Origin of the sequence: Actinomycetospora soli (assembly GCF_021026295.1) — a bacterium.
Taxonomy (GTDB): Bacteria; Actinomycetota; Actinomycetes; order Mycobacteriales; family Pseudonocardiaceae; genus Actinomycetospora; species Actinomycetospora soli.
In genome coordinates this window covers 19,816-29,557 of sequence record NZ_JAJNDA010000037.1, presented here as the reverse complement: position 1 = coordinate 29,557, position 9,742 = coordinate 19,816, and the positions used below count along the sequence as shown (strand labels likewise).

The window sequence follows — 9,742 nt, the reverse complement described above, 5'->3', positions numbered from 1 at the left end:
TCGCCGCGTTCGACCTTCTTCAGCGCCCGGCGCACCGCGAGCACCGGGGCGGCGGTGGACAGGGCGGTCAGGGTGATCACCGCCCCGCCCAGCACCAACGCCACCCCACCCAGCACCACCACGACGATGGCGAGCCGCTCGAGCGTGTAGCCGCCGATGGTCAGCGCGGCGACGCCGGCGAGCAGGACGCCCAGCAGCGGCGTGGCGGTGCCGAAGAGCCACCCGCCCAGGGTCCGCATCAGCACGCCCGGCAGCACCGTGCCCGACGGCGGCCGCGCGGTGAGGACCTGGCGGGCGGCGCCGCGCAGCACGACCTCCACCAGGCGGTAGGTGATCGACACCGTCGCGATGCCGCCCAGCACCACCGTGGCCCCGACCTGGAACCCGATGCGCCCGGAGGCGAAGACGTTGAGGAGCACGAACAGCACGGCCGCGACGATCCACAGCACCGACTGCACGAGCGCGAGGCGCAGCGGGCCCCGCAGCACCACGCGACGCAGCCGCAGGAAGTGCCGCTCGCGGGCCTCGTCGTCGGCGTCGGCCGGGAGCGCGGGCACCCGCATCCGCCGGTGGCCCCACCAGGCCCCGACGAGCACGGCGACGAACAGGTAGGGCCCGAAGACGATCAGGTTGCGGACGAGCGCGTCCGGGTCCTCCGAGAGCGCCTCGGTGGGCAGCACCCAGGCGGCGAGCACGAGGACCACGCCGGCCCCGATGATGTTGGGCAGCACCACCACGAGGATCAGCGCGAGCCGCGTGAACGCGCTCAGTCCTCGGTCCGCCCGACCCTGCGTCATGCGCGGACCCTAGCGAGGACGTCCGACAGGGCTCCGCCGAACGGGCTCCCGGACGGGTGATCGCTACCATGCGGACATGCCGGTGCCCGCCCTCGTGCACCGCGGGATCGCCTACACCGACTCCGCGGCGCTGGGCGCGGCCCTGGCCCCGGCGGTCGCCGCGGCGCTCGACGACGGCCGCGTCGTCACCGTGGCCCTCGAGGACGCCACGATGGACACCCTGGGCGCGGCCCTGGGGGACGCCGCCGACGCCGTCCGGTTCCTCGACGTGACCCGTCCGGCGCGTACCGACGCCTTCCAGATCGCGGCGAGGATCGCCACCTTCGCGGCCCATGCCGCCCGGGCGGGCGCAGCGAGCCTGCTGGTCACCCAGCACCAGCCGGGCCTGGGCCGCTCGGACGCCTACTGGCTGCGGCTCGAGGCGGCCGTCGACGCCGCGCTCAGCGCTCTGCCCGCCACCCTGTGGTGCGCCTACCGCACCGGCGCCCCGGCCTACACGCAGTGCCACGCCGAGGTCGGGTCGATGGCCGAGCCGCACCGCAACCCCGGCTACCGGACCCCACCCGACGTCGTGCGCGCGCTCGCCGCCCCCGCGGTCCCGCCCGCGCCCGGGCACGCGCGGAGCTGGCGGTTCGACGAACAGGGCCTCGGGTCGCTGCGCCGCGAGCTCGCGGCCCTCGTCGGCGGCTCCGGCCTGGACGACGACGCCGCGGAGGACCTCGTCTACTCGTGCAGCGAGGTGGCCACCAACGCCGTCGAGCACGGCGGCGGGTCGGGCACGGCGTGGACGTGGACCGTCGGCGACGAGGTGGTCTGCCAGGTCGCCGACACGGGCCGGATCGCCGACCCGTTCCCCGGCGTGGTGCCTCCGCCGGTCGATCAGGACCGCGGGCGCGGGCTCTGGTTGGCCAGGGCGCTCTGCGACGAGGTCGACGTGGCGTCGGGTCCGGAGGGCACCACGGTGCGGCTGGCGCGGCGCCTCGTGCGCACCGAGCCCGCCACGCGGCAGATCAGGTAGAGCAGGAAGGCGATCCCGGCGACGAACGGGCTGATCGGCAGCCCGGGCGCGAGGGAGAGCACGATCCCGCCGAGCACCGCGACCTCGGCGAACAGGATCGCCAGCACGGTCGCCAGCAGCGGCGAGGCGGTCACGCGCGCCGCGGCCGCCGCGGGCGTGATCAGCAGCGAGAGCACCAGCAGCGCGCCGACGATCTGGACGCCCAGGGCCGTCGTCGCACCGAGCAGCACCGCGAACGCGATGGAGAGGGCGCGGACCGGCACGCCGCGCGCGGCGGCCATCGTCGGGTCGAGCGAGGCGAACAGCAGCGGCCGGTAGGTCAGGGCCAGGACCCCGACCACGACGAGGCCCGTGACGGCCAGCGAGATCAGGTCGCCGGTGTCGATCCCGACGATCTGGCCCACCAGCAGGCCGAACTTGTTCGCGGAGCGCCCCGTGTAGAGCGACTGGAACAGGACGCCCAGGCCGAGCCCGAACGACAGCAGCACGCCGATCACGGAGTCGCGCTCGTGGGCGGCGAGGCCCAGCGCGCCGAACACCAGCGCCACCAGGACGGCGCCGACCAGGGCCCCCCACCCGACGGCGCCCGCCCCGAACAGCAGCAACGCCCCGGCCCCGCCGGCGAACGACAGCTCCGAGGTGCCGTGCACCGCGAACGCCATGCCGCGGCCGACGATCAACGGTCCGAGCAGGCCCGCGAGCAGCGCCAGCACCCCGCCGGCGATGAGGGCGTCCCGGACGAAGTCGAGCTGCAGGAGCTCCAGCGTGCTCACCGGGCGCCCACTTCGACCGGCTCCTCGCAGTGCAGCGGCGACTCCTCCGCGCCGACCACGACGATGCGGCCACGCACCCGCACGACCTCCACCTCCGTGCGGTAGAGCTCGGAGAGGTTCTCGGAGGTCATCACCTCGTCGGGCGTCCCGATCCGGAACTTCCCCTCGACGAGGTAGAGGATCCGGTCGACGACGGGCAGCACGGGGTTGAGCTCGTGGGTCACGAACACGACGGCCGTGTCGTGCTCGCGGCGGCGCCGGTCGACGAGGTCGACCACCATCCGCTGGCGGGCCAGGTCGAGCGAGAGCAGCGGCTCGTCGGCCAGCAGCAGCGACGGGTCGCCCACCAGCGCCTGCGCCACGCGCAGCCGCTGCTGCTCCCCGCCGGAGAGCGAGCCGACGGGCGCGTCGGAGTACTCGAGCGCGTCCACCTGGGCGAGGGCCTCCTGCACCCGTTCCCGACGGCGGGTCCGGCCGCCGAACCCCGGGCCCCACCGGTGCCCGTCGAGGCCCAGGCCGACGAGGTCGCGCCCGCGCAGCGGGGTCAGCGGGTCGAGGGACCGCTGCTGGGGGATGTAGCCGACGGTCGGGTTCCCGCGCCGGGGCGGCGACCCGTGGATCGCGACGGAGCCCGCCGAGAGGTCGAGCAGCCCGAGCAGGACCTGCAGCAGCGTCGTCTTGCCCGACCCGTTGGGCCCGAGCACGGCGACGAACTCGCCCGGCCGGACCTGCAGGTCCTGGCCGGACCACAGGGTGCGCGGACCCCGGCGCAGCTCGGCGCCGGACAGCTCGACGGCCGGTTCCATCCCTACATCCTCCGCTCGTCCCTGCGGGCCCCGTCGTGCGTGTCCCCTACACGGGGGCGCCGACGGCCCGGGCGAGGGCGGAACGCGTCGCGTCCACCCACGGCAGGTAGTCGGTGACGCCGGCGGGCAGCGTCTCGGTGACCTCGACGACCGGCACGCCCGCGCCGTTCGCGGTGTCGCGCAGGCCCGCCACCACAGGGGTCTCCGTCTGCGGATTGAACACCAGCGCGTTCGCCTGGCGGGCGGTCAGGGCGTTGCGCACCTCGACCAGGGACGCCGCCGACGGGTCGGTCTCGTTCTCGATCGCCTCGACGAAGTCCTGCGGCGTCACGTCGGCGACCCCGGCGGTCTTCAGCAGGTAGTGCGCGATGGGCTCCGTCGAGATGACCCTGGTGCCCGGCCGGGCGGCGCCGATGGCGGCGGTCTGCTGGGCGATCCGGTCGACCTGGGCGTCGAACTCCTGCTTGCGCTGGGCCAGCCCGGCGGCCTGACCCGGCTCGGCCTGGGACAGGCGCTGGGCGATCTGGTCGGCGACGGCCTTGACGGTGGTCGGGTCGAACCAGACGTGCTCGTTCTCGTCGGCCTGGTCGGGGCGCAGGTCGAAGGCGGTGATCATCTTGGCCTTCGCCGCGGGGTCGGCGTCGGCGATCTTCTCCGCGAACTCGTCGTAGCCCCCGCCGTTCGCGACGACGACGTCGGCGCCGGTGATCGCGGCGGCGTCGGCCGGGGTGCTCTCGTAGGAGTGCGGGTCGCCCGCCGGGTCACTGATGATCGCCTTCACGTCGGCGTCCGGGCCGGCGACGGCCTTCGCGACGGCGCCCCACACGTTGGTCGTGGCGACCACGGTGAGGGTCCCGCCCGGGGCGGCCGACGACGGGGCGGCGGACGGCGCCGGGGCCGCGGGGCTCGGGGAGCCTCCGCAGCCCGCGACCAGCGCGAGGGCGGTGACGGCACCCCCGGCGGCGAGGACGGCTCGGCGGACGACGGTCATGGTGGCGGCTCCTCGGGGGCGCAAACGGTTGCGGTCGCCCGACCGGGGCGAGGAGGCAAACGATAACCGTTGCCGTTTTCGCTGACGAGTGCGATCGGCGTGGCATCGGTGACACGAAGGTGCGGCCAACCGGACGCGAGCGGTGGCCCTAGATCGAAACAGTCGCTACGTTGCGCAGGTGGCAGAGGCACTCGAGGGGCGGAGGTCCACGCGGCGCACGGCGACGCTGGCCTCGCTGGCCGCCGAGCTCGGCGTGTCCCGGACGACGGTCTCCAACGCCTACAACCGCCCGGACCAGCTCTCCCCGGCGTTGCGACGCCGGGTGCTCGACACCGCGCGCCGGCTCGGCTATCCCGGCCCGGACCCGGTGGCGCGCTCCCTGCGCACCCGCAAGGCGGGCGCCGTCGGGCTGCTGCTCACCGAGGCGCTGTCCTACGCCTTCCGCGACCCGGTGGCCATCCAGTTCCTCGAGGGCCTCGCGCTGGCATGCGAGGACAACGGCTCCGGCCTGCTGCTGGTGCCGGTGAGCCCGGAGGCCGAGGACGTGGGCGCGGTCGCGCGGGCCGGGGTCGACGGCTTCGTCGTCTACTCGATGCCCGACGACGACGAGCACTTCGCCGCCGTCCTCGAACGTCCCGTGCCCGTGGTGGTGTGCGACCAGCCGACCGACGTCCCCGACGTCGACCGTGTCGGCATCGACGACCAGGCCGCCATGGTCGAGCTCGCCGAGCACCTCGCCGGGTTGGGGCACCGCCGGATCGGCGTGCTGTGCATGCGCCTCTCGCTGGACCGCAACGACGGGTTCGCCTCCGTCGGGCGCCAGGACTCCGCCCGCTACGAGGTGCAGCGCCGCCGCCTCGCGGGCCTGCGCGACGGCTTCACCGCCGCCGGCGTGGACTGGTCGACCGTGCCCGTCGTCGAACGCTTCGACCACACCGAGGCCGCGGGCGCCCACGCCTTCGAGCAGCTGACCGAGAAGCATCCCGAGGTCACCGCCGTGGTGTGCACCTCGGACATCCTCGCGCTCGGTGCCCTGCGCGCCGCGCGGGCCGCGGGCCGCGACGTCCCGGGCGAGCTCACCGTCACCGGCTTCGACGGCGTCCCCGCCGCGGAACGGGCCGGGCTGACGACCGTCCGCCAGCCCTCGCTCGACAAGGGCCGCGCCGCCGGGGAGCTCCTGCTCGACCGGGGTGACCGCCAGCGCTCGCGCACCCTGCTCCTGCCGACCGAGCTCATGGTCCGCGCGACGTCGGGTCCGCCCGCGTCGTAGCACCTGCCGGTGCCGGCAATGCGTCACTGCGTGCACTGGAAGCCAGGGAATCCACATCGTGGAGGACCGGTGAGGAGCCGACGATGCGTCGTCCGTTGACCGTCGCGGCCGCCCAGCCGACCTGTCGGCCCCGCGACGTCGCCGCCAACGCCGTCGCCCACGCACGGGCCGTCCGCGCGGCCGAGTCCCGGCTCGTCGTCTTCCCGGAGCTGTCGCTGACCGGGTACGTCCTCGACGCGGACGACGTCGACCCCGACGACCCGGCGCTCGACCCGCTCCGTGTCGCCTGCGCCGGGACGGAGACGGTCGCGCTGGTCGGCGCCCCGGTCGCCGAGGCGGGCCGCCGTTCGATCGCCACGCTCCGGGTCGACGGGGAGAACGTCACGGTCGCCTACCGCAAGACGTGGCTGGGCGCGGCCGAGGAGCCGCACTTCGCCGCGGGGGACGGCCCGACCGTGCTGACCGTCGACGGCTGGCGGCTCGGCCTCGCCCTCAGCAGGGACACCCGGTCCGCCCGGCACCCCGCGGGGACCGCGGCGCTCGGCGTCGACGCCTACGTCGCCGGGGTGGTCCACCGTCCGGACGAACTGCCCGAGCAGGAGGCGCGCGCCACCGTGCTCGCCCGCGCGTGCCGGGCCTACGTCGTGCTCGCGAGCGCCGCCGGCGCGGTCGGCCCCGACTACCCGCGGACCTGCGGCGGGTCCGGCGTCTGGTCGCCCGACGGGCTCGCGATCACGCGGATCGGCGCCGATCCCGATGACCTCGCCCGCGCCACGCTCGTCCGGGAGCCGCGTCCCGACGGCGGGTGACCTGCACCCGCCGTCGGGAACGGACGCGCGACCGACGACGGCGGGCGCACCCGCACCGGCCGTCCGGAACGGCCTAGAAGATCCGCGGGCGCTGCCGACGCGGGGCCGCGGTGGTCGGCCGACGCCAGAGGCGCGAGACCGGCCAGCCGATCTGCTCGCCGAAGGAGACGCCGGCGGCGATGCCGAGGCTCACGGTGAGAGCGAGCAGGATCGTGACGGCGCCGCTGGTGAGGCTGCCGTTGCTGAGCTGGACGTTGCCGGGGTCGCCGACCGTCGCGATCTGCGAGAAGCCGCGGTAGAGCAGCAGACCGGGCAGCAGCGGCGTGATGCCGGCGATCACGAGCACGAGCGGCGGCATCTGCGCCCGGGCGGGCATGAGCATGGCGATGAGGCCGAGGGCGGCCGCCGCGGCGGCGCTGGCGATGACCTGGCCGAGCCCGACGGTCCCGAATCCGTACGCGTACAGCGCCCATGCCAGCGCCCCCGCCGCGCCGGCCACCGGCAGCGACAGCGGCGGCGCGTAGGCGGACAGGGCGAAGAAGACACCCGCGGCCGCGGCGGCGACGAGGGAGGGCAGGTCGGGTTGCGGAGTCAGGTTCGGGAGGGCCTGCGCGAGGGAGAACACGGCATCGCCCCCGATCTCGCCGATGACCTTGATGGACACGACGACGCCGACCAGCAACCCGGCCGACGCGAGCACGACCTCCACGGCTCTGCCCGCCGCGGTGAGCGGGAAGCCGGTGATGGCGTCCTGGACGAGCCCGACCAGCGACAGTCCGGAGAGCAGCACGATCAGGCCGGTCGCGACGACGAGGGCGGGGGAGTCGAGCAGGATGCCGCTCGAGGCCAGGACCAGGGCCGTCGTCGTGACGAGGGCGCCGCCGAGGACCTGCTGGAAGAACATCGGCACGCCGTTGCGACCGAGGACCCGGGCGAGCCCCCAGACCACGCCGGTGAGCACGAACGCGGCCAGCGCGACGCCGAACCCGCCGCCGATCAGCACGGCGACGGCGCTCGCGAACACCGACCGCGACAGGCCTGCGACCCAGCGCGGGTAGGGGTGGTTCGCGGCGACGGCGGCCGAGAGCCGGGTGAGCGCCTCGGACGAGGAGACCGGGTTGTCGGTGTCGACGATGTCCTTGATCAGGGCGTCGACCGTGGCCAGGCGCGTGTAGTCCTGCGTGCGGTAGCGGACGTTGCGCATCGTCGTGACCGGCCCGGCCTCGACGCCGCGGTGGCAGCACATCGTGATCGTCGAGAAGGCGATGTCGACGTCGCAGGTCGGGAGGCCGTACGCCGACGCGATGGCGAGCATCGTGTCGTGCGCGGCGGCCGCGCCGGCACCGGTCGCGAGCTGGACCTCCCCGATGCGCAGCGCGAGGTCGAGCACGCGCAGCACCAGGGTGTCGTCGGCGACCTGCGGGCCGGTGACGGCCGGGAGCAGGTTCTCCCGCACCGTCGGCGCGTCGAGCGCGGCACGGCGTCGCAGGTCCTCGGCGGTCGGGATCGGCACGTGGCGTCGGATCGACCCACGTGCGCGCTCTGCCACCCCCACGGGCTGACTCTCCACTTCCTGCTGGTCCGGGTCGGGCGCGTGATGGTCACGCGGCCCGAGTCCGGGGATCCTCATCGCTGGCACCTCGTGGGACGCGGGCGCGGGGGCCCCGTTGTCGTCTGACCGGGCGACCGGCGGTGTGAGCCGGGCCTCGCCTACGATGGTGCCCCAGTGCCGGCGTAGCTCAATCGGCAGAGCACTCGCCTTGTAAGCGAAAGGTCCGGGGTTCGATTCCCCGCGCCGGCTCCAGCTCAGAAGCCCCTTCCCGACGGCGGGTCGGTGCCGATGTAGCAGCGCGTGTAGCGATGGCGTTCACAGCTCCCTCCACTCGATCGCGTCGAGCGCCTGGCGCATGGCGTCGAGGTTGGTGTGCGCGTAGATCGACATGGTCACGTCGATGTGGGCGTGCCGGGCGATCGCCTGGACGACGTGCGGCGGCGTCCCGAGGCCCAGGAGCAGGCTGACGACCGTGTGCCGGAGGTCGTGGAGCCGGACCCCGGGAAGGCCGGCCAGCTCGCGGACCTTCTCGAAGTCGCGGCCGAGGTTGCGGGGCTCGGTGGGCGTGCCGATGGTCGAGGCGAACACGAGGTCGTGCTCCTGCCAGACGTCGCCAGCCTTGGTGCGTTCCTCGTCCTGATGACGGCGGTGCTCCTCGAGGACTCGCCGGGTCACCTTCGGCAGCGGGATCGTCGCCTCGGACGCCTCCGTCTTGGCCTCGGCGATGTAGAGCCGACCGTCCGCGCGCTGCACGGTCTGGGCGATGGTGACGGCGGCCCGCTCCTCGTCGATGTCATGCCAGCGCAGGCCGAGCAGCTCGCCGTGGCGCAGGCCGAGCGTCGCGGCGACGACGTAGAGCGCGTAGAGGCGCCGGTCCTTGGCCGCGTCGAGGAGCTTGTGCGCCTGGTCGACGGTGAGGCCCTTGCCGACCTTGTAGCGCGGCACCGAGACCTTGACGAGCTTGGCGACGTTGCGGGTGACCAGCTCCTCGCGCTCGGCGGCCGCGAGGCCGTTGCGGAGCACGGCATGCACGTACTGGACCTGCCGCTGAGAGGGGCGGCGATGGCAGCAGGCGCCGACCGCGCAGCACCGGCGGTCCTCCTCCGGGCGGCGGAGGTCGTAGCCCCGCGCGCAGCAGAGGCACCGCTCGCGCACCCCGGCCATGAAGGCGCGCACGTCGGCTGCAGTGAGTCGGCGGAGCGCCTTCTTGCCCAGGCCCGGCGCGATGTAGAGCCGGACGGCGTTCTCATAGCCGACGTAGGTCGTCGGGCGACGCTCCTCGCGGACGGCGACCAACCACCGCTGGAACCACTGCGCGACGCTGTACGTGCGGTCGGGGACGGGCACGCCGTTGGCCGAGTTGACCTTGAGTTCGTCGAGCTTGGCCCGCACCTCGTCGAAGCTCGACCCGTACACCGGGCGTCGCTTGATCTGGCCGGACGAGGTGTAGACGTAGGCGCTCCCGACCCACTTGCCGTCGCTGGACCGCTGGTAGATCGAGCCCTCGCCGTTCGCGCGCCGGGTTCGCTTCTCGCCGGCCATCAGGCCACCTCGGAGTCGAGGAGTCGAGCGACGTACTCCTCCAGCGCCGAGCGCGGGATGCGGCGGGAACCGCCGATCTTGACCGACCGCAGGTCCTGGTTGCGGAGCAGGTCGTAGACCTTGCACCGGCTGATCTTGAGCAACTCCGCGGCTTCCTCGGCGGTGAACAACAGCGCGTCCATGG

At 74.3% G+C, this 9,742-nt stretch carries 8 protein-coding genes, 1 tRNA gene and 2 pseudogenes; 4 read left to right on the top strand and 7 right to left on the bottom strand.

What is annotated here, in order from left to right; genetic code table 11:
• Nucleotides 1-797 (bottom strand): annotated as a pseudogene (locus LN037_RS30550) (adenylate/guanylate cyclase domain-containing protein); the annotation flags it as partial.
• A gap of 76 nt (nucleotides 798-873) precedes the next feature.
• On the opposite strand from LN037_RS30550, the pseudogene LN037_RS30545 reads away from it, so the two are divergent.
• Nucleotides 874-1,707, top strand: a pseudogene (locus LN037_RS30545) (ATP-binding protein); the annotation flags it as partial.
• On the opposite strand, the gene LN037_RS30540 reads toward LN037_RS30545, so the two are convergent.
• Genes LN037_RS30540 through LN037_RS30530 form a run of 3 tightly spaced genes read right to left on the bottom strand, consistent with a single transcriptional unit; the run spans nucleotide 1,677 to nucleotide 4,385 of the window.
• A complete protein-coding gene (locus tag LN037_RS30540) occupies nucleotides 1,677-2,588 on the bottom strand; it encodes a metal ABC transporter permease (protein WP_230760605.1) in 912 nt (303 codons plus the stop codon). The pseudogene LN037_RS30545 and the gene LN037_RS30540 sit on opposite strands and share 31 nt — an antisense overlap.
• On the bottom strand, nucleotides 2,585-3,394 hold the full coding sequence (locus tag LN037_RS30535; RefSeq protein ID WP_230760603.1) for a metal ABC transporter ATP-binding protein: 810 nt from the start codon (nucleotides 3,392-3,394) through the stop codon (nucleotides 2,585-2,587). Before LN037_RS30535 ends, LN037_RS30540 begins: the two co-directional genes overlap by 4 nt.
• A gap of 46 nt (nucleotides 3,395-3,440) precedes the next feature.
• Nucleotides 3,441-4,385 carry a metal ABC transporter solute-binding protein, Zn/Mn family gene (locus tag LN037_RS30530; protein WP_230760601.1) on the bottom strand — a complete coding sequence of 315 codons (945 nt, stop codon included), beginning with the start codon at nucleotides 4,383-4,385 and terminating at the stop codon, nucleotides 3,441-3,443.
• Between the two features lie 178 nt (nucleotides 4,386-4,563).
• On the opposite strand from LN037_RS30530, the gene LN037_RS30525 reads away from it, so the two are divergent.
• On the top strand, nucleotides 4,564-5,655 hold the full coding sequence (locus LN037_RS30525) for a LacI family DNA-binding transcriptional regulator (RefSeq protein ID WP_230760599.1): 1,092 nt from the start codon (nucleotides 4,564-4,566) through the stop codon (nucleotides 5,653-5,655).
• A gap of 83 nt (nucleotides 5,656-5,738) precedes the next feature.
• The gene (locus LN037_RS30520; protein ID WP_230760597.1) at nucleotides 5,739-6,464 is read left to right on the top strand and encodes a carbon-nitrogen hydrolase family protein; all 726 of its coding nucleotides are present in this window, start codon (nucleotides 5,739-5,741) and stop codon (nucleotides 6,462-6,464) included.
• 73 nt (nucleotides 6,465-6,537) lie between these two features.
• Here the strand turns inward: LN037_RS30520 and LN037_RS30515 are convergent, their stop codons facing one another.
• Entirely contained in the window at nucleotides 6,538-7,977 is a 1,440-nt protein-coding gene (locus tag LN037_RS30515) for a threonine/serine exporter family protein (protein WP_230760595.1), read from the bottom strand.
• Between the two features lie 215 nt (nucleotides 7,978-8,192).
• Between LN037_RS30515 and LN037_RS30510 the strand changes: the two genes are divergently transcribed.
• Nucleotides 8,193-8,268, top strand: a tRNA-Thr gene (locus tag LN037_RS30510).
• Nucleotides 8,269-8,331: 63 nt separating this feature from the next.
• Here LN037_RS30510 and LN037_RS30505 read toward each other — a convergent pair.
• Together LN037_RS30505 and LN037_RS30500 are read right to left on the bottom strand one after the other, a co-directional pair.
• Nucleotides 8,332-9,558: a tyrosine-type recombinase/integrase gene (locus LN037_RS30505; protein WP_230760593.1), complete on the bottom strand. Its 1,227-nt coding sequence runs from the start codon at nucleotides 9,556-9,558 to the stop codon at nucleotides 8,332-8,334.
• Nucleotides 9,558-9,740, bottom strand: coding sequence for a helix-turn-helix domain-containing protein (locus tag LN037_RS30500; RefSeq protein ID WP_230760591.1), 183 nt, complete (start codon nucleotides 9,738-9,740; stop codon nucleotides 9,558-9,560). The genes LN037_RS30505 and LN037_RS30500 overlap by 1 nt, the downstream gene beginning before the upstream one ends.
• Nucleotides 9,741-9,742: the final 2 nt, after the last annotated feature.

Excerpts from the sequence above, each read along its gene's own strand:
- LN037_RS30500 (WP_230760591.1), bottom strand. The coding sequence starts at position 9,740 with ATGGACGCGCTGTTGTTCACCGCCGAGGAAGCCGCGGAGTTGCTCAAG.
- LN037_RS30520 (WP_230760597.1), top strand. The coding sequence starts at position 5,739 with ATGCGTCGTCCGTTGACCGTCGCGGCCGCCCAGCCGACCTGTCGGCCC.
- LN037_RS30535 (WP_230760603.1), bottom strand. The coding sequence starts at position 3,394 with ATGGAACCGGCCGTCGAGCTGTCCGGCGCCGAGCTGCGCCGGGGTCCG.
- LN037_RS30505 (WP_230760593.1), bottom strand. The coding sequence starts at position 9,558 with ATGGCCGGCGAGAAGCGAACCCGGCGCGCGAACGGCGAGGGCTCGATC.
- LN037_RS30530 (WP_230760601.1), bottom strand. The coding sequence starts at position 4,385 with ATGACCGTCGTCCGCCGAGCCGTCCTCGCCGCCGGGGGTGCCGTCACC.